Source organism: Paenibacillus tundrae (assembly GCF_036884255.1).
Classification (GTDB): Bacteria; Bacillota; Bacilli; order Paenibacillales; family Paenibacillaceae; genus Paenibacillus.
This window is the reverse complement of the sequence record NZ_CP145605.1, coordinates 5,231,501-5,250,832: the sequence shown is the minus strand read 5'-3', so window position 1 is coordinate 5,250,832 and position 19,332 is coordinate 5,231,501. Positions and strand designations below refer to the sequence as shown.

Sequence of the window (19,332 nt, the reverse complement as noted above, 5' to 3'; positions counted from 1 at the left end):
GGGGCAATATGTGTTCACTACGGGAGGACATCAGATATGCTGAAAGATCAGGTTGTATTCATTACTGGCGCGTCGAGTGGGATTGGCGCACTCTGTGCTCAGATGCTGATAGAAGAAGGAGCCATTCCTATCTTGGCTGCCCGTTCGCGGGACAAGCTTGAAGAGATTGGTGCTTCGCTGAATGGGCAACATGAGCTTCTTACGCTGGATGTCACCAATGACGAGCAGGTGCAGGCAGCGATAAGTAACATGTTAGAGAAGTACGGACGAATCGATATATTGTTGAACAATGCGGGATATGGAAAGTTTGCTGCAATGACGGAGATGACCGTGCAGGAATTCGATGAAATGATGGACGTGAACTACATGGGCATTGTTCGTTGCACGAAGGCTGTGTTGCCGCACATGCTGAAGCGTGGCACGGGACAGATTGTGAATGTGGCCTCCATGGCTGGCAAAATCGGAACGGCAAAGTCAGCTTCCTATACAGCAACCAAACATGCTGTACTCGGGTTCAGTAATGCTCTACGTCAGGAGTTGCGTAAAACGGGAGTAAAGGTGACCACCATTAATCCTGGGCCGATTGATACACCGTTCTTCCATCGTGCAGATCCATCTGGCAATTATGTCAACAATGTACGCTGGATGATGTTGAAACCTGAGGATGTTGCAAGACATATGGTTCAGGCGATGAAAAAGCGTAAAGAAGAAGTGAATTTGCCTCGAATGGCATCTGCCGGGATATGGCTGTATCAGTTGTTCCCACGTCTTGCGGATCGCTTGTCACATGGTTTCATGAATCAGAAGTGAGCGACGAATAGGATACATCAAGTGACAGCGTATTCAAGTATAATATAGCAATGGACATCACGGTTGAATTACGGGAAGCTCCGCCGAGGAGCTTTTCTTTTTTTTTGGTTAAGATTTGGTTCATAGCTGCTTTTCGCATATAATGAAAGTTAATGTGATGAGAGGCTTATCCCACGGAAAAATAAATGAATAAAATTAAAGGATGGACATACATGACAAATACATTTGCTTCAATTGGCGTAGCAGAGGATCTTGAGAAAGTACTTGCCGGACATGGCATTAATGAACCTTCTCCTGTGCAGGCGCAGACCATACCAGTGATCTTGGAAGGGCGAGATGTCGTTGCTAAATCCCAGACGGGAACAGGCAAAACACTTGCTTATTTGTTGCCTCTTCTGCAAACGATCAAAAGTGATGTAAAGGGCACACAAAAGCTTATTATCGCCCCTACACAAGAATTGGCTATGCAGATTGTACGTGAAGCACAGCGTTATGGAGAAGAACGTAAAATTGGTGTGCTAGGCTTAATTGGAGGCGCAGCGGTGAAACGTCAGATTGAGAAGTTGCGTGAGCATCCAGCACTCGTTGTGGGAACACCGGGACGATTGAAAGAATTGATTACATTGAAAAAGTTGAAAATGCATAACGTCTCCACAATTGTCATTGATGAGGCAGACCAAGTATTCCAGCTTGGTGGTGTGAGTGACGTTGATTTTGTTCTGCGCAGTGCACTCCGCGATCGTCAGCTTATTTTCTTATCGGCAACGATTGATGAACATACGGCTGGCCTTGCGAAGCGAGAGATGAAGGAGCCAGTTCATATCGGAATTGAACCAGAGCGTGCAACCGCAGCAGGGCTTGAGCATTTTTATTTTGTAGAGGAAACACGGAACAAAATTGATATGCTGCGTCGTCTCGTAAGACAGTACAATCCGGATCGTGCTATTGTCTTCGTGAATGCTACGGAAGATATCGGTGAAGTTGAAGCGAAAATGAATCATTTGGGTCTATCCGCAGCCGCGCTATACGGTGATGCTGATAAGGTTACACGGAGCAATGTCTTGTCCGCGTTCCGTAACGGTAAAATCCAATTGTTGATTGCGAGTGAGGTTGCCGCGAGAGGATTGGATATCGAAGGATTGCCGATGGTTATCAATTATGATCCTGCGTTTGATTCAGAGCATTATGTTCACCGCGCAGGTCGTACTGGACGTATGGGACGAAGTGGTATTGTACTGTCCATTGTAGATGAAACACAGATCTTTATTATGCGTAAATTTGCACGTGAGCTGGGGCTTGAGCTTACAGAGCGTGTGTTGTTCGGTGGTAAAGTGCTAGAAGCAGATCCACGTCCTGATACGCGGCCAGAAGGGCATTCCTTCAGTCGGAAGCCAGGCTCCGCAAAAGGTCGCAAACCGGGACAGGCAACACGTAATGGTGGTGCAAGAGCAGCGGTATCGAATCAACGTGATGCTGGTAACAAACCAGCCGGTAATACAGGAAGAACGGAGCGCAACCAGGATCGTAAGAATAAGGGAGCGCCAAAATGGAGCAAGGGGAATACACCGCGTTCCGAAGAATAAAACCTGACGAAAGAGGTGCAGGAATTCATGAGTAATGTTCAATCCCCGGTATTGGAAATCAGCGGGTTAAGTGGAGGATATAGTGCCAAGCGGCCTGTCCTCCACGGCATTGATCTGAAAGTTGGACGCGGAGAAATGGTCGGACTGATCGGATTAAATGGCGCTGGTAAAAGTACAACGATGAAACATATCTTAGGTTTGATGACCCCACAACAGGGTGAAGTCCGCGTAATGGGTAAGACAAGGGAAGAGGATGCTCAGATCTACCAATCCGCGATGGCTTTTGTTCCTGAGTCACCTGAATTGTACGACGAGATGACGGTCATGGAGCATTTGGAATTCACAGCAAGAGCATATGGTGTCTCGGAAGCCGATTTCAAGCATCGTACGGAGAAACTGCTAGATTTATTCCGTATGCGGGAGAAAAGTACCAGCCTGTCCACTCACTTGTCCAAAGGAATGCGGCAGAAGGTTATGATTATGTGTGCATTTGTAGCAGGGCCACCATTGTATATCATTGATGAACCATTCTTGGGGCTCGATCCACTTGGTATTCGTTCATTGCTTGATTTCATGCTGGAGATGAAAGCATCCGGATCATCCATCCTGCTCAGCTCGCATATTCTCTCGACCATAGAGAACTATTGTGATCGGTTCATTGTTCTGCATCGTGGACAGGTCATCGCTCATGGAACTCTGGAGGAGCTGCGTTCTCAATACGGAGAGTCGAATACAACGCTTGAGCATATGTTCTATTCCCTCGTACAAGGCAGGGATTGAGTATGGATCTGAGGCTGTTATGGAAGCAAAGACGCACGGGCTTTTGGAATAAAATTCTTCCTTATCTGGGATATGTCATTCAGAGCGGGGTAGCGATGGTATTTCTATTTCTTATCATTGCCTTTTCCGCTTGGTACACCTCATTTGTACAGAACATACCTGCAGGTTTTCCGATTCGCTGGATTACATTGCTTCTGCTTACCCCTTTGGTGTTATTTAGCGGATATCGTACATATCTTCATCCAGCAGATATCGTATTTTTACGGCCACAGGAACATCGGATGCATGAATATTTGAAGAACAGCTTTGCCCGTGGCGTAATCTACAAAACGTTGGGTATGCTGCTCATCTTCTTTACGCTATGGCCACTCTATGTAAGGGCAGATCAGAATGCCAAACCTTTCACCTGGTTTCTCCTGCTCTTACTCGTGTGGAAGGGATTATCAAGCTACGGTGCATGGCAAGAGCTACGTATGGTTCAGGTGGGTGCATCCAGGGCATTTCGTTTGCTTCGCTGGGCAACCGCCATTCTTGCTGTGGCGGCTTGGGTATGGCAGCCACCAGCGCGCAGTATTTGGTTTTTGCTGTTGCTGGCGGCGGTCTATCTAGTAGCTCTGCGCATACCTGTGAAGCATCGGGTGGCTTGGGAACGTCTGATTCAGGTTGAGCAGGGTCAAGCAGGCCGAGTGATGCGGACGTTGGGGTGGTTCGTAGACGTACCTTCCTCAGGACAAAAGGTCAGCTCCAGACGCTGGCTTAGCAAATGGGGAAGTGGACTTGCGTGGAGTGCAGGCAAAGCGTACCGCTACCTTATTACGAAGACGTTCATTCGCACAGAGGTATTCTCCATTGTTGTACGTTTAATTGTGCTCGGGATGCTGTTGTCTTGGTGGACGGCAGGTACTTATTTTGGCATCGGGGCATACTTCGTGTTCTTGTTGCTGGTTGGTGTGCAGTTGGGGGCACTACGTCGTAGTCACGCCGAATCATTCTGGATCATGATCTATCCGATCTCAGGTGAGAGCCGCCGTTCACAAGTGCTGGGCTTCATTTCGAATCTACATGCGTTGTCTGCTCTGCTGATGTGGTTGCCGATGCTGTCGAGTGGGATCGGTGGAATCACGATAGCGGGTGTAGGGTTGATTTTGGGCGTGCTGGTCATTGTGTTGATGCGACGTTCGCAAAGTAAAAAGTGGCTGAAGGAAGAAGAAGAGGAGTAGAATATTCTCTTATGTAATCCTGATGCTGACGAGCAGCAATGATGTGTAAGGCTCAATGTCAGTAGCTAGAATCGTAGTCGTATTGCCTACGACATTTACTAGATGACTTGCTTACATCGTATAGTTTGTATTCAAGTAAGCCTCTTGCGGTGTTTGCCGTAAGAGGCTTACTTGAATATCTAGAGTACCTATTACGGATACTTCCTTATTTTTTTATCGCGATATCGTAAATGGATATTTATCCAGCACGGTTACGATGAAAAAAGCCCGTACGGGTAGGGGTCCTGACATCCCCTACGCAGTGCGGGCGGCTACAATTACAGATCAACATGGACAATGTCGCATATTGATCGTACATAAACTGTGGTGTGAGAGGTCGGCTACCCACGAATGGATAGCCGCCTACCGACGTGTTGTCTGACATATTCCTATGCCTCTAACAACACGGACAGATCGTGTGTAAGGTTGAATTCATCGTGCAGAATGAATACAACAGATCGGGACTAGTAGAGGAACGACTTAGTGATGATTACAAGCAGAATGAACAATACAAGAATCGCACCTGTGTTTGTAAATCCTCCAAATCCGTATCCATAACCGCCTCTTGTTTCTTCAACTCCAGACATGGTCATTCCCCTCTCAGTTCGTTGTTGGCACGCCCTTGCGTACACCGTATATTATGTGCCTTGGGTGTTGGCTGATTGGGTCTTTGCCCTGTATTCCTGAGGAAAATAACCATTTTGGGCGGTGTATGCTAAGAAGATAACCGATAACGTTGAGTAAAAGAGGTAGGAACGGTGGGGAATCTAACGGTTCGATCTGCTATCAATCTGTTACCCAGATAATATGCCAAATACCCCTCTAAATGATGAATACATCACCGAGAGGGGGGGCTTATAGGAAGGTTAGGTTCATTATGAACCTAACCTATTTATAGTCACACGACAATAATATGCTAATTTAAGTGGCTTGTAATTCCTGAACTCCACGGTAAATGGTATCGAAGAGATCTTCCAAGTTGGATTCTTCAATACAAGAGAACGCGATTCGCAGATCAGTCTCACCCAGCGCAATTGTTCCGACACCGTATTGTTGTAACAAATGGGTACGGAGTGCCTCAGCGCTGACTTCTTTCAGCTTCAGACACATGAAGTATCCGGAGTTGAACGGATAGTACTCCCATACATCCCCATACTTGCCGCTATCGAGAAGAGCCTTCACCTTGTTGGCACGGCCTTTCATAATTTCAAACTTCTCCTGCTTCTGAGCTTCGAACTCTGGTGCTTTCAATGCATCGAGTACAAATGTCTGAGAAGGGTGCGGCCCACTGGAGATGGTCGCCCGGATAATACCGAGAGTCTTTTGTTCCATGGCATGTAGCACAGCAGCATCTTCGTGGGCATACGTGATGAAGCCTACGCGGAAGCCCCATACGAATTCCTCTTTCGTTGCGCCATCGATTTTGATGGTCAGCACACGTGGATGTATGCCTGCGAGTTTGCCAAACAAGGATTCGTGAATCGAATTTTCAAAGAAAAGTCCGAAGTAAGCATCATCTGTTACAACGACTACATTGACACCTGCTTCAGCTGCTTGATGAATCGTATTCACAATCGCATCTGCTTCTTCGGGGCCTGGCGTGTAACCTGTTGGATTGTTCGGGAAGTTGAGTAATACGATGGCTTTGCCCTTGTCTTTCTGAGCAAGCAACGCTTCGAGCAACCCCGCACTGTTGAAGTTTAACTGATCATCAAACAGTGGATAATGAACCAACTGAGCATGACGGCGAATTCCGAAAGTCAGCTCATAATTTTCCCAGTTTTTATCTGGATATATAACAGCGTCGCCTTCATCTGCGAACAAATCGGCTACAATACTGAGTCCATGAGTTAATGCATTCGTTACAATTGGGTTGCCGAAAGACTTACCTGCCAATGAAGGGGTCTCTTTCAACATCTTCTCTTTCCAAACACTCCGTAATTCAGGCTTGCCTGCAGGAGGAGCGTATGGGTACAGATCCTTTGGTTGGAATGCGGACAGCTTCTCCTGAATAACAGGTAGATGCATAGGCACTCCGCCTTCTAGGGCGATACCAATCGTGGCATTATAGGTTTTGGCCAGACTTGCTGCTTCAGCAGACTGACTCAAGATACCTTCTTTCGGGAAATAAATTTCTTTGCCGAGCTGCGACAGCATCGAGTAGACGTGACTGCTGCCTGCCTGAATACTTTCGTTCAACTGTTCAGCCAGTGGATTCATTCTTTTCATCCTTCCAAGTCTTTGGGATTCAACTGCCTAACATTATAACACCTTGACATCCCCCCGTCACGGAAATTACGCATAATGACAGTTATAACACTTCACCGCGTTGTTGTGGATTGAAAATAGAGGTTTATTGCTGATGAAAAGGACAGTATTTTCGCATCATTTCAGCGGTCTCTGTATCCCTTCCTTCGTTTCGAGCTTCCAGTTTATTACTGAGATCTTCGAACTCTTCAGACGAGAGATTTTGACCAAATTTGAACTTGGCGGTTAGTCGCTCTGGCGTAATTTGCACAACGGCTACAGCTTTGAGCTGCCCAGTGTAACGTGAGTCCGCTGCATCGATAGGGACATAGCCACCTTGTGGCTGGAGCTTCTCCATAAATCGTTGTAGAACCCTACCTTTTATTTCTAAGTCTTTTACCGGCTCTGCTTGACCAAACGCCATAACGCTTTTGAAAAAGGAGGTTGCCGGACAAGCCAGCTCTGGATCAGTAAAATAGGAAGGGATCAGCGAAAACTCCTCGGCAACTGTAAAACTAACCGAAGTATTCTGCTTAATCTGTTTCATTTTCTCTCCAGCAAGGCTGCCATGAAAATAAAAACAGCCGTCCATATAAACAAAATTCAGTGGCGTCACCCGAGGCTGTCCATCCGGGCTGATCGTTCCCAGAAAACCAAAGGAGCACTGGTCTAGAAAGGTAATGATCTCTTGTTCTTCTTCTACTGTAAATTCTTTTCGTCTCATCGTTGTTCCCCCTGAATTGGTTTTTTAATCGAAAAGGTTGCTTTATCCTAACAATAGAGCGTACATTGACATATAAATAGATCCAATTTACATTCGAATTTATAGTCCAATTTAGTAAAGCTGAGAGATACAAAGGAGACGCATAATGGAACTCTGGTTACCGATGGATACATATGAGCAGCAGCACCGATACAAATATGTCGCACTATACCATGCATTGCGTGATGCTATACATGCAGGCACGTTGACCGGAGGAACAAGACTGCCCTCCACACGTGAACTCGCGGTTCAGTACAGTATGTCACGCGGTTCTGTAGCACAGGTGTATGATATGCTGCTTGCAGATGGTTACGTTGAGGCTTATCGGGGGAAAGGCACATTTGTAACAGACACATTAACGACAGCGACTAAGAAGGGTACGGAAGCCAAAATTGTCCTGTCTGCATGGGGAGAGCGAGTGGCAGCATTGGATACTCAAAAGGGAGATACGCCTGCCCTGGCACACGGGAAATCCATCATTAACTTTCAGGTGCAGCGCATGCCAGCAGAGCATTTCCCGGAGTCTGAGTGGAAGAGTGCATTGGCGGCTGTTCATCGCAGCGATTGGCGTGAACATAGCAGTGCCGCAGGAGACCTAGAGCTGCGAGAAGCGATTGCCTCTCATCTTAGATGGACACGGGGCATAGATGCGGATGCCTCTCAGATCGTATTATTCAGCGGTTCCATGCAGGGGATTGTACTGCTAGCGCAGTTACTGATCTCGGAGGGAGAAGCAGCCGTATTAGAAAACCCAGGATACCAAGGCATAGCTCATGCTGTGAAATCTTGCGGTGGCGTGATTATTCCAGCGGACATTGATGCTCAAGGTATTATTCCTCAGGATTGGCGAGCACAGGTGTTATTCGTAACACCTACCAGACAATTTCCAACAGGCGCTGTTCTCGGCCTTGAACGGCGTAAGGCATTACTGACGTGGGCAAGTAAACGAAATGCCGTCATTATTGAGGATGATTATGACAGCGAATTTCGATGGGGAGGAAGACCGATTGAACCACTCAAAGTGCTTGATCGGGAACAACGCGTTGTCTACGTAGGCTCCTTCTCGCAGACGATGGTAGCTTCGTTCCGGCTTGGTTATGCAGTGCTGCCTCCATCGCTCGTAGATCCCCTTCTCGCGGCTAAAGCGTTGTATGAACCTGTGCCACCTGCACTGCTCGAACAGCGTGCACTTGCAAAGTGGATGATGCGGGGAGGGTATTTGCGGCATTTACGACGTTTAACCCGATTGTATGGGGAGCGACATGCCTTTTTTGTTCGTGAGATGCAGCAGCATTTGCCCCAAGCTTTTACCATGCAGCCAGGGGATGCAGGACTGCATATCTATGCTTCTTGGAATGATGATCGGGAGCGTTATATTCGGTTCAAAACGTTAGCTCAGGAGGATGGTGTAATATTCCGTGATGCGGCACGTTATCAGCTCACACCAGGCCATCCTGCAGTCTGTTTTGGCTTCGCACATTTGGAGGAGGATGAGATTACGGAGGGCATTAACCGAATGCGGATCGCTTGGGAGAAGAGTACATTTTCGTTTCGATGAATTCCGCTGTATAATAGAATAAGACATTTTGCTCCCATAGGGGCAGAGAATATATATATGAGCATATTGCATCATTTCAACGAGGATTTGCGTACACGGATCGGGTAACCTGAGATGAACAATTCGTAAGCCTATGCTCCAAACGATAGGAATGGGTACGATGCAATAGCTAGAGATTAACATTCAAGGGGGAGTGGCGACATGCTGCAGGCATCGCCGTCATCATTTGTTATTTTGCCCGCTGTCGCCAAAATAGTCTGCGAACCGGGATGGAAGTGGCAGAAGCGGGAAAAACCGATGCAGAATTATGATTTATTTTATGTGTGGAGCGGTGAAGGGACTGTTGTGCTGAATGACCAGCCTTACGAGGTGGGTAAAGGCAGTTGTTTCCTATTTAGACCAGGAGATCATACAAGTGCTACACATAATAGACAGAAACCGCTTGTACTGACGTATATCCATTTTGATGTGGATGTGGACGTGACGGATGTGCCTCAGTCCTATCGTGAAGTCCAGGAGACGGTGGAGTTTGAACATTTGCTCGCACGGTATGTAAGACTGTTCCTGTCTGACGTATACGGTCGCACCGAAGAGAGTCGGTTGATCTTGAAGCAGTTGATGATTCATCTATTGCGTGCGGATACGGAAGCACCTGTCGAGAAAAAGGTGAGTAACCAGCTATCGGATGTGATTCAGGAAGTGGCGAATTATGTTCGTCAGCATCCGGGGATCACGCATCGAGTGGAGGATTTGGCTGCACGTGCGGGGCTATCTCCACGTTATTTCTCGATTAAGTTTAAAGAGTTAGTTGGCTCTTCTGTACAATCGTATATCATTCGTATGCGTATTGAACGTGCAGAGCATCTGCTCGTGCATACTGGCATGAATGTCACCGAAGTGGCGGATGCTTTAGGTTATCGGGATATCTTCTTTTTCAGTCGTCAGTTCAAGCAGTATACAGGCAAAAGTCCTTCCGAGATTCGTTAGGGCGTTAGGTCTTCATGCCAGGATACAGCATAGCGTTTCAAGTCTGGGAGTGAGGGGTAAGTAAAAAGCATTCCAGATGAACAAACGAAGGGGGGACTTGGGATGAACGGAAAACGGCGGATCCGCAACCGGGGATGCTCTACAAAAGGATGCCTTATTTTCCGGAACCGTCTGCGTCGATCGAAACCCGCAGATGAGTTGCAGGATGTATGGTTTTGAGGCGATATCAGTCGATCAATGAATTACGGAGTGAGACTTCGTAATGCTTGTATACATGCAGTGAAATGGCTGTATCATGCTAGCATGATACATAGACTAATCTAAAAAGGATGGCGGAGACCCTGATTACAGGTGTTCCGCCATCCTTTTTAATTGTGCATGAGAGTTGCCGCCTGTCTTATGAGTATCAGTGAATTGGTTTCAAACGGCCGAGCAATGTTCCCATTTTGACGGAATCTCCTGGCTGTAAGCCAGGTGTAGGTTCGAATGTACCACTTTGCGTTAGGAGAACCACCGTAGAGCCGAATTCAAAATAGGCTAAATCATCTCCCTGTGCCCATGTGCTGGTGTCTGCATCAGCATACTGAATGCTGCTCACATTCATCGCACCGACCTTAACTACAGCTACTTCTCCATAATCATGGGCGATGTACGTAATTAGCCGTTCGTTGCGACTCAGCACGGCTCTCATATGTGTCAGACCAAAATCATTCACGGGGTAAACTTTACCCTTGATATGTTCGCTCTCAATCCTGCGTCCGCTAACAGGTGCATGAATGCGGTGATAGTCGCGAGGGCTGAGGTACAGGACGAAGGCATAACCATGTTTGTATTTCTCCAGATGTGGTGAGTGATTCAACAATTCAGCAAGTGTATAGTTTTGTCCCTTAACATTCAGGAGTGTTCCTGCGGATATTGGACCCGCTGCCGTAATTTTGGCATCTACTGGACTAATTAGCGCATGTTCCGAAAGGTCTAATGGGCGCATGCCTGGTTTTAATTTGCGAGTAAAAAAATCATTCAGTGAACGGTATTCCTTCCAGTCTTTCTCTGCTTCCTGAACAGGGATGTCGTAGGTCCGGACAAAATAAGGAATAAATGCCTTGCTTCCTCTGCTCTTGGAGAAGGCTCCCACAGTTCGCGAGATCCATTTGCGAGAAGAAAGCTCAGTCATTAACCGTAACAGCGTTTTTGCCATGAATATCCCCCTTAGGGTTAGTGCGAACATCAAGGCCGGTAGGACCCGGCCGTTCTGCATAATATTGACACAGAATGCCTCCGAAATCAATACGGGTACTTACGGTACGTCTGTGGTTGTCTAGGGATACGCGAATTCTGCTCCAGTAGAAGACGCCCATATGCCATCGGTTCGTGGTAACTTGCCCTCCATTGTTCCACCAGACCGGCTTTACGGAAACCGTAACGCTGATCCCGTCCATTACATTCAATAAAATAAATCTGTCCGTCGCGGGCGATGCCTAAATCAAGACCTAGATCCGCAAGATGAGGTAGGCTTGCCGCCAGCGTTTTGGCGATACGCAGCGAGACTAAGCAGATTCTGGATTCCAGTTGTGCGAGCTCGTAGCTATTCACATCAGAGCCTAACACCTCACCCAACGTCATGACCTTACCGCCTTGAGCGATATTAGTGACAAAGGTATGTGTCGGAGCGGCTTTGGCGAATAGTCCAGTCATTCCCCATAAACCATCCATTCCACGTTGTACGGAAACACGCAGATCCACCGGTCTTCCCTCATATCGGATGAGAGGAATACGTTCTTCAATAAGGTGTGCATAGCGGAAAATTCGGCGCAGGATCGCTGAGGGTAGCTGCCCCTTGGTTAGTCGAAAGGTAGCCCAGCCTTTGCGAGAAGCTCTCGTTTCACGGGTTAATTTCCAATGCCCGTCTTGCTTGAATATTCGGATAATGCCATGCCCAATACTTCCGCTACATGGCTTAATGATCAGATCATTATACTGCTCCATCATATCCGTTAACGACTCAGGTGTGGCTCTCACAGCATGAGGCAGATGCTCTCTCAGTAAAGGCTCCTGACGGAGCATGTCGTGAATGTGATCCTTACGGTAACGATTACGAACGTTATATACCTGAATACCTTGCAAAAGTAAGGTAGTAACTTGATGCTGTTCCGCTCGGCGGAGCTGAAGTGCACGGTTGTGAATGACTGTGGGTAAGGGCATTTTTTGGCGGACGTATCCGTCTTCTTTTTTTACATAGGCTATACAGGTTTTTGTGTTGAAATCAATATCTTCGAGCCGCAAAAAACAAAGGATCAATCCGTGGCTAGCTGCTGCCTGCTCATAATTCGCGAGGGATTCCTGACCGGTTCTTCCGGCCGGTATCCCTCGGTACATGCGTGAATCGAACATAATGCCGATCGTCTCTTGTGGCATGACCGCTCCTCCTTCAAAGTTATCAAGGCACTGGTTCGTCCGTTCATGGCATACCCGTACTTATACGATATCGTATGACAGTTTTGCTCGGAGGGCATGGACAGCTGCCTTTTTCGTTGTAACCGTACGCAGCCTATTTCACTTCATGGGGTTCATCTGATCCGTTCTTACTTGTACATGATGGCTCGGTATGGATAAAAGTCCAGATTAAAAGTGGCAGATGCCTAGATTGAAGCATATGATGCCGGAGACGAACGTGAGAGGAAGGAGCAAGCTGCATGAGTAAAAGAGGCAAAAAGAAGGTTCTTACGCCGAAACTGCGGCATGTGAGCCCGAAGTTTAAGGAATTGGAACTGACGGATCGCCGTATCGGCTCGATAAAATCGGATCCGTTCTTGCACAAGGAAGAACGGCTGGAGACATCTGTACCGGCTCCTAGAGCCATTCAAAATCAGACACCTGTAGAAACTTCGCCAGTATCAGCGGATCAAGCTGCAGATGGAACAAACGCGAAAGAAGTTAAGCCAGAAGTGGAAGCAGAAGCAAAAGCAGTAGCAGAAGCAGAAGCCAAATCAGAAGTAAAAGCAGAAGCAGTACAACCTGAGCCACAAGCAGTACAACCTGAACCCAAAGTGGCAAAGGTACCAGAGGTGCCAGCACCCGTAGAACAAACCAAGCAAATTCAAGTGAGCAGTGTAGCGCCTAGTGTTCTAGAAGAATTGAAGGAAACGACAAGTCAGGATCGCCGATATATTTTGAATCAGAATCAGATGCCAGGCTCAACGGGGGCATACATCTATACGGATGACCTAAGTGAATATGCGGTAACAGAGAGTAGACTTGCACCGTTCTCGGTAGATGCATCCAAATTGAAACCTGGAGCTGTTGGCAGCGAGGCGTTACAAGATTACGCAGTGACCAGCATTCATATCGCAGATGGCGCGATTGTATCTGCTAAACTTGCCGAGGCGTCTGTATCAGAGGAACATTTAATTGATGGCTCGGTATCTGGTTACAAAATACGCAATGCTTCTGTTGGCGGAGAGAAAATAAGAGATGGCAGTATCACATCGCAAAAGCTGGGCAACCAGGTCATTGATGCAGCCAAAATTGCGGATGGTTCGATTGGCACAAGGCATCTTAGTCGCATGCTTGTCACGGAGGAGTTAATTAAAAACCAAGCTGTTACTGGAGATAAAATTGCTATCAGCGGTGTAGATACTCGCCATCTGACAGGCGGAGCGGTGCATACATCCAAGTTAGCGGACGAAGCAGTGACAACAGCTAAAATTCGTGAGGGAGCGGTTACTAGCAGCAAAATCGAAGAACAATCGGTGGAATCTCGTCATATTCAGTCAGGTGCGATCAAGCAGACCCATCTGGCTGAAGGGGCAATTAATCGTTCTCAGCTCGCGGCAGGTAGTATTGGAAGTGAGCAGATTGAAGACGGTGCAATTGAAGCAAGACATCTGGCTGAAGGCTCGCTGAGCGGAAGACATCTGGTGGATGGCGCCATTGGATCTAATCAGCTTCGGACTGCTGCTGTAGGTAGGGAACAGATCGGTACGGGCGAAGTGACCAATGAACATCTGGTGGATGGTGCCGTGACCAGCAGTAAATTGGCAGATCAATCTGTAGGGACAGCCAAACTGCTGGAACAGTCCATTACAGCTTCGAAGATTGCAGATCAGAGTATCGTTGCTTCCAAAATTGCCGATGAGGCAGTGCATGGGAAGCATATCGCCAAAGGCTCTATTCGTGCAGAACATATTGCCAACCGGGGGATCTCGCCTGTGCATGTGGATAATGCAGCGATCCATTCCATCCATATTGCGAGTGGAAGTATCGAGGCTACGCATTTAGCCACAGACAGTGTGTCTGCAGATGCGATTGCACCCGGGGCTGTCTCCACATCGCATCTGACGGAGTCTGCGGTAGGTACGTATGAGCTGCAGGACGGTGCGGTAACCGACACGAAGCTTGCGGATGAAAGTATAACGGAAGAAAAATTAGGCTCGGCATCGATCAGTAGCAGAGCCATTGCTCCAGGAAGTGTGTCATCATCTCATCTTGCTCACGGCGGAGTGACGGGTGCTCATCTTGCGCCAGGTAGCGTGGGTTCCGATGCTCTTCGACCATATGCAGTGAAAGCGGAGCATTTAACCGAGCACGCCGTAGGCGTACCTCATCTACAGCCAGGAAGTGTGCAAACGGATGCCATATCTCGTGGTGCGGTTACTACAGATAAATTGGCTCCGGGAAGCGTGACTTCCAGCCAGATCGCTGGAGGCAGCATCTTTCCACCACATCTCACAGATCATTCGGTTACTTCACCAAAATTATCACCTGAGAGCGTTGCTACAGATAAATTAGCAGATTTGGCTGTGACCTCAGCTAAGCTCGCAGATGGTAGCGTCACATCCAGTAAAATCATGGCTGAGAGTATTACGGCTAAGCATATTCCGGCGGGAACGATTCGTGGTTATCATCTGAAGCAGCACTCGGTGTCACTGGAGCATCTGGCAGATGAGATCCGGTCACCAGAATTATTTGCAGATGGAAGTATTACAGGCAATAAATTACGTCCAGGATCAGTCAATGCAGAACATCTGGTTGCGGATTCTGTATCTTCGGACACATTACAGCATGATTCAGTGAGCAGTGAGCATCTGCAGCCATCCGCAGTAACATCCATTCATCTGGCTGATGGCAGCATCAAGTCGGATCATCTGAGCAATCAAGTCATTCATTCACAACATCTGAAGGCAGATAGTGTTCATGGGGAACATATCAACGAGCAGGCCATTACATCCCATCATATCCTACCCGGATCCGTTCAGACGGATCATCTGGCACCGTTATCGGTAACAGAAGCGCACCTGCAACCAGGCTTAATTAGTGGTTTGCACCTCAAGGCCGATTCAATTAGCACCGTTCAGCTTCAGCAAGACGCAGTACAATCACGCCATATTCATGATGGAGCTATTTTTGCCCATCATATCCATGAACGGAGTATTGGCACAGCTCATCTAGAAGAAGAATCGGTCAGCACGATTATTTTGCAAGAGGAATCCGTTACTCGCTCTAAGTTGGCAAGTGGCAGTGTAGATGGCAGCAAATTGGTGCCGGGAGCCGTATCTGGTGTGCATTTGTTGGGAGAGAGCGTACAGTCGGCTCATATTCAGGACGGAGCCATTCGAGCAGATCATATCCAAGCACAAAGTATTAATGCAGACCACATTCAGAGTGGTGCCGTTCAAGGAGACCACATCCAGGAGCAAAGCATCAACGGAGAACACATTCAAGAACAGAGCATTCACGCGTCACATCTGGAAGTGGGAAGTGTAACAACAGAGGCTTTGGAGAGCGGAGCCGTGACGCTGGATAAACTTGCTGAGGGCAGTGTGGATGGCAGTAAATTGGTGCCAGGAGCAGTGTCGGGTGTGCATTTGTTGGGAGAGAGCGTACATTCGGCTCATATTCAGGATGGAGCTATCCAAGCAGGTCATATCCAAACGGACAGCATCAACGGAGATCACATTCAGAGTGGTGCGGTTCAAGGAGATCACATCCAAGCGCAAAGCATTAATGCAACTCACATTCAGAGTGGGGCCGTTCAAGGAGATCACATCCAAGCACAAAGCATTAACGCAGCTCACATTCGAGACGGAGCTATCACGGTAGATAAACTTGCGGGTGGTGCCATTGATGGAAGTAAGCTCCGTGAGCAGAGCATCACATCTCAACATTTAAATGTAGGAAGTGTGAATACTGCACATCTAAGCGAGGATATTTGGACTGCGATTCGTCAGGTCAGTGGAGAGACGCTAGAGCAGTTTGAAGCCAGCAAACGGCAGGAAGCACCTTCAATTGTAGAAGAAGATCACCTGAATCAGCCCAACTCGATCAATCAACCCGACCACTCAGAACATCTGGATCTTGTTAACCAGCTCAATGTACTGAACGAGTCGGATCAACAAACCCAATTTACGTTAGCTGATCAACAACAGCAACTTACACGATTGGAAGAACAAACCGTCGCACATGCCGAGGCGATCCAATTACTTCAGACATCTGTCCAGGAGTGGAAAGAACAGCCTGTTACAGAATCAAAGACTGATCTATCGACAGGCGAATGGATTCAGCCAGAAGGAGAACTCTCCGGTGTAGCCGAGACGGATAGCGGCAATCATACGTTCGAGCTCAGTGAACAGTCTGTTCAACAAGCGCATTTGTGTGAAAATATCGTAGGTAGTGAGCAGTTACAGGCAGGAGCGGTTCAGCCTCAACATCTATCCTTCCAACCTGTACGTAGTGTTAGCCGTCAACTGGTTGTGCAACAATTCGGTATGGAAGCATTTATCCTGCCAGAGAATGAAGAATGTGTAGAGGTGACGGTTGCATTCGAAGAGTCATTTGCATCAGAGCATTATGTTATTGTTGCGATGAGCAATGACCGTGGGTTCCAGGTATCCCTGCTGTCTCAGAGCGAGGATGAGGCGGTGCTGGAGGTATCGCGTGCGGTAGGCTGCAAGCATACGTATGGTTTGTTATCATGGATCGCTGCTGGACCTTCCGTATAAGAGGTTGTTCATAACGCCCGCTGTTGAACACGTACTATATATATTTCTACATGTTAACAAGCAAAAGCGGTTCCCGGATTTGTCCAGGACACCGCTTTTGTTCATCATTAGGGTCGATCCGTTCGGACAGTGAGGGGTATCAGAACGTTCACCACAGTTAGAGATTAATTATAGTCCTACAGCCTGATATGCTTTGGTAATCGCTGTTGCTTCAGCAGAATTGGCACCGTACAGATCTTTGGCTGCTTGAATCGTTGCTGTTTTGGCAGCGGCAAACTTGGACGTTGGTGTCAAATAATTCACAAGCGTGCTATAGAAAATTTTCACCGCTTTATCACGTCCGATTCCAGTTACCGTTACACCGTTATGTGTACCACCTTGCGCTGCGAGATAATAAGCTTTATTGATAATTCCGCTATTAATATGAACACCACCATTATCCTGTGAACCGATGTAACGATCGCTATACTTATCAGGTTGTCCATACAAGGTAGGATTGGAGAGGGAACGCAATGCGTCACCCGGAATGTTAGGAGTATAGATAGCATCACCAAGCAACCAGTTTTTACTTTCGATGGTGTTCCCCATGATATCAGCGAAAGCTTCATTTAATGCACCAGGTTCATTACGGTATTCTAGATTAGCTGTGTATTCAATGACACCATGAGTCAATTCATGTCCTACCACATCGAGATCACCAGATAGGGAAGTGAAGGTTGTACCGTCCCCATCACCAAAGACAATTTGTACACCGTTCCAGAACGCGTTGTTATAGTTGGAACCATAATGCACGGTAGATCTGATTTGCAATCCATTGCCATCGAGTCCATTACGATTGAATTTATTTTTGTAGAAATCATAGGTGGCAGCAGCATAGGCATGCGCATCAACTGCTGCGCGATCCGTCCATATATTGTCTGAATCGGTGAGCAGAGTACCTGGTAGAGAGGAACGATTGTTGGCTGTATACGTCTGAATGCCTTTTCCACGCGTAGTATCTTTTAATTGATACGTACTTCCCGATTGCGTTGTGGTGAGGGTCTTGGTATCTCCAAGGACACCTGTACCTGTACCCGTAGCAAAGTTAATGAGATCAAATTGGGATACGATGCTGCCATCAACGGCATTGATGAAGTATTTTGTCCGCAACGGGGCAGGTTCAAGTACATTGACTTCGGTAATATACACGAGGTAGGTTTGCCCATCCTCTTCATGGTGGTAGATGTTCAATTCAGCTTGAGGGTCTTTTTGGGCTTCGCCCAGTTCACCAATACGGGAAGTGGCTTCTTCTGAGGCAATGCGGTTGGCATCCTCGGCACTAATCTCAGCTACACCATCGTTCGGGATGGATTGTTCTTCAACTGGAGGAAGGTCACCAAGCGCGGAGGAAACGGCTCCTGTTTTGTCCAAATGAATCGTTTGCTCTGCACCGTAGACCGGAATGCCCTTGATGTATTGTTTCAATCGGAAGTGTCTTATGCCGGAAGTGTCCGTGGATCTTTTAATAATTTTGAGCTGAGATGTTACATCCGAATTCAGGAATTGCTCTTGTTGCCCAAGGTAATTGAAGATGGCTTCGTCGGAGCCGTTGTTCAAAGGAATCCCCTCCTCAGATACGTATGGCACTTGCAATGGAATGGATTGATCTGACAACGGAGCTGCTCCTGCAGAAGATACGGAAGCGAGCAAAAGTGCTCCTCCAAGAATTGTTGGCATAACTTTGGCAAATTTCATAGTAAACGCTCCATTCATTCAATTTTTTGGGGAATCATATCATGCCATTCTTGGGTGGAGTTCCGACTGCGACGTGGGCAGCACGGAGCGTGGGGCTAATCCTGAAGCGTGGAATGTTATACAGACGGTTATAGGTCAATCGTTCGGATAGCTTGTCTCATGCCGGATTAGCAAGGTTCAAGTATCTGATCCGGTCGCTTGTTTCATAACGTCTAATACCGTTCCTCTTACGGATGCCAAGGGGTGTTGTCAACTTGCGAAGCAGAAGAAGTCTTACGGAGCCGGGGTGTTCGTACCAGGTTCGCGTAACCGGGAAGTAGGGGTATATCGTGAACGGCATCCCTCCTCTCAAGTGATGTAAGTAAGGAATGAAAAACATGACACAATTGTCCTAAGGTTAATTAATAGCAGCAAGAAAGTTGTTTGAGAACTTTTGTTCTGTAAAAGGATTATTTTGTAAAGTTAAAGGCTTGAACGTATAGTATCACAATGTAAAAGTTTGGAAAAGAAGAAATTTTAGATTTTGCCCAAAATTATGTCTAAAGTAGGGGATAAGCAACCTTTTACCGATATTTTGACGGAATTTGTCTGGAAGGAGCGGAGGGAAAGCGGA

Annotated in this window: 13 protein-coding genes; 7 read left to right on the top strand and 6 right to left on the bottom strand. The window is 47.3% G+C overall.

Annotated elements, in window-relative coordinates; genetic code table 11:
* The first annotated feature begins 36 nt into the window (after window positions 1–36).
* The 4 genes from V6W81_RS23570 (at window position 37) to V6W81_RS23555 (ending at window position 4,393) form a co-directional block, all read left to right on the top strand.
* Window positions 37–810, top strand: a complete 774-nt coding sequence (locus V6W81_RS23570) for an SDR family NAD(P)-dependent oxidoreductase (protein ID WP_338540559.1) — start codon at window positions 37–39, stop codon at window positions 808–810.
* A 212-nt stretch (window positions 811–1,022) separates the two neighbouring features.
* Window positions 1,023–2,393: a DEAD/DEAH box helicase gene (locus V6W81_RS23565; protein WP_338540558.1), complete on the top strand. Its 1,371-nt coding sequence runs from the start codon at window positions 1,023–1,025 to the stop codon at window positions 2,391–2,393.
* 27 nt (window positions 2,394–2,420) lie between these two features.
* Complete coding sequence (locus V6W81_RS23560; protein WP_145049703.1) at window positions 2,421–3,173, top strand: ABC transporter ATP-binding protein; 753 nt, start codon at window positions 2,421–2,423, stop codon at window positions 3,171–3,173.
* A gap of 2 nt (window positions 3,174–3,175) precedes the next feature.
* Window positions 3,176–4,393, top strand: coding sequence for an ABC transporter permease (locus tag V6W81_RS23555; protein ID WP_145049705.1), 1,218 nt, complete (start codon window positions 3,176–3,178; stop codon window positions 4,391–4,393).
* Between the two features lie 503 nt (window positions 4,394–4,896).
* Here the strand turns inward: V6W81_RS23555 and V6W81_RS23550 are convergent.
* From V6W81_RS23550 to V6W81_RS23540, 3 genes are all read right to left on the bottom strand, one after another.
* Window positions 4,897–5,019, bottom strand: a complete 123-nt coding sequence (locus tag V6W81_RS23550; RefSeq protein WP_217363759.1) for a YjcZ family sporulation protein — start codon at window positions 5,017–5,019, stop codon at window positions 4,897–4,899.
* A gap of 334 nt (window positions 5,020–5,353) precedes the next feature.
* On the bottom strand, window positions 5,354–6,652 hold the full coding sequence (locus V6W81_RS23545) for an aminotransferase class I/II-fold pyridoxal phosphate-dependent enzyme (protein WP_056702498.1): 1,299 nt from the start codon (window positions 6,650–6,652) through the stop codon (window positions 5,354–5,356).
* Window positions 6,653–6,785: 133 nt separating this feature from the next.
* Window positions 6,786–7,403 carry a pyridoxamine 5'-phosphate oxidase family protein gene (locus V6W81_RS23540; RefSeq protein WP_338540557.1) on the bottom strand — a complete coding sequence of 206 codons (618 nt, stop codon included), beginning with the start codon at window positions 7,401–7,403 and terminating at the stop codon, window positions 6,786–6,788.
* Window positions 7,404–7,548: 145 nt separating this feature from the next.
* On the opposite strand from V6W81_RS23540, the gene V6W81_RS23535 reads away from it, so the two are divergent.
* Window positions 7,549–9,000, top strand: a complete 1,452-nt coding sequence (locus tag V6W81_RS23535; RefSeq protein ID WP_338540556.1) for a PLP-dependent aminotransferase family protein — start codon at window positions 7,549–7,551, stop codon at window positions 8,998–9,000.
* Window positions 9,001–9,201: 201 nt separating this feature from the next.
* On the top strand, window positions 9,202–9,987 hold the full coding sequence (locus tag V6W81_RS23530; RefSeq protein WP_056702506.1) for a helix-turn-helix domain-containing protein: 786 nt from the start codon (window positions 9,202–9,204) through the stop codon (window positions 9,985–9,987).
* A 406-nt stretch (window positions 9,988–10,393) separates the two neighbouring features.
* Here the strand turns inward: V6W81_RS23530 and asd are convergent, their stop codons facing one another.
* Window positions 10,394–11,185 (bottom strand): archaetidylserine decarboxylase, encoded by a 792-nt coding sequence (gene asd / locus V6W81_RS23525; protein ID WP_145049713.1) that lies wholly within the window; start codon window positions 11,183–11,185, stop codon window positions 10,394–10,396.
* Window positions 11,186–11,271: 86 nt separating this feature from the next.
* The gene (locus tag V6W81_RS23520) at window positions 11,272–12,402 is read right to left on the bottom strand and encodes a YheC/YheD family protein (protein ID WP_338540555.1); all 1,131 of its coding nucleotides are present in this window, start codon (window positions 12,400–12,402) and stop codon (window positions 11,272–11,274) included.
* 278 nt (window positions 12,403–12,680) lie between these two features.
* On the opposite strand from V6W81_RS23520, the gene V6W81_RS23515 reads away from it, so the two are divergent.
* Window positions 12,681–16,985: a WIAG-tail domain gene (locus V6W81_RS23515; protein WP_338540554.1), complete on the top strand. Its 4,305-nt coding sequence runs from the start codon at window positions 12,681–12,683 to the stop codon at window positions 16,983–16,985.
* Window positions 16,986–17,153: 168 nt separating this feature from the next.
* Here the strand turns inward: V6W81_RS23515 and V6W81_RS23510 are convergent, their stop codons facing one another.
* Window positions 17,154–18,719 carry a M4 family metallopeptidase gene (locus V6W81_RS23510; RefSeq protein ID WP_338540553.1) on the bottom strand — a complete coding sequence of 522 codons (1,566 nt, stop codon included), beginning with the start codon at window positions 18,717–18,719 and terminating at the stop codon, window positions 17,154–17,156.
* Between the last annotated feature and the right edge of the window lie 613 nt (window positions 18,720–19,332).

Bases quoted from the DNA above. Each gene is read 5' to 3' on its own strand.
- V6W81_RS23570 (WP_338540559.1), top strand. From the start codon at position 37: ATGCTGAAAGATCAGGTTGTATTCATTACTGGCGCGTCGAGTGGGATT.
- V6W81_RS23565 (WP_338540558.1), top strand. From the start codon at position 1,023: ATGACAAATACATTTGCTTCAATTGGCGTAGCAGAGGATCTTGAGAAA.
- V6W81_RS23560 (WP_145049703.1), top strand. From the start codon at position 2,421: ATGAGTAATGTTCAATCCCCGGTATTGGAAATCAGCGGGTTAAGTGGA.
- V6W81_RS23555 (WP_145049705.1), top strand. From the start codon at position 3,176: ATGGATCTGAGGCTGTTATGGAAGCAAAGACGCACGGGCTTTTGGAAT.
- V6W81_RS23550 (WP_217363759.1), bottom strand. From the start codon at position 5,019: ATGTCTGGAGTTGAAGAAACAAGAGGCGGTTATGGATACGGATTTGGA.
- V6W81_RS23545 (WP_056702498.1), bottom strand. From the start codon at position 6,652: ATGAATCCACTGGCTGAACAGTTGAACGAAAGTATTCAGGCAGGCAGC.
- V6W81_RS23540 (WP_338540557.1), bottom strand. From the start codon at position 7,403: ATGAGACGAAAAGAATTTACAGTAGAAGAAGAACAAGAGATCATTACC.
- V6W81_RS23535 (WP_338540556.1), top strand. From the start codon at position 7,549: ATGGAACTCTGGTTACCGATGGATACATATGAGCAGCAGCACCGATAC.
- V6W81_RS23530 (WP_056702506.1), top strand. From the start codon at position 9,202: ATGCTGCAGGCATCGCCGTCATCATTTGTTATTTTGCCCGCTGTCGCC.
- asd (WP_145049713.1), bottom strand. From the start codon at position 11,185: ATGGCAAAAACGCTGTTACGGTTAATGACTGAGCTTTCTTCTCGCAAA.
- V6W81_RS23520 (WP_338540555.1), bottom strand. From the start codon at position 12,402: ATGCCACAAGAGACGATCGGCATTATGTTCGATTCACGCATGTACCGA.
- V6W81_RS23515 (WP_338540554.1), top strand. From the start codon at position 12,681: ATGAGTAAAAGAGGCAAAAAGAAGGTTCTTACGCCGAAACTGCGGCAT.
- V6W81_RS23510 (WP_338540553.1), bottom strand. From the start codon at position 18,719: ATGAAATTTGCCAAAGTTATGCCAACAATTCTTGGAGGAGCACTTTTG.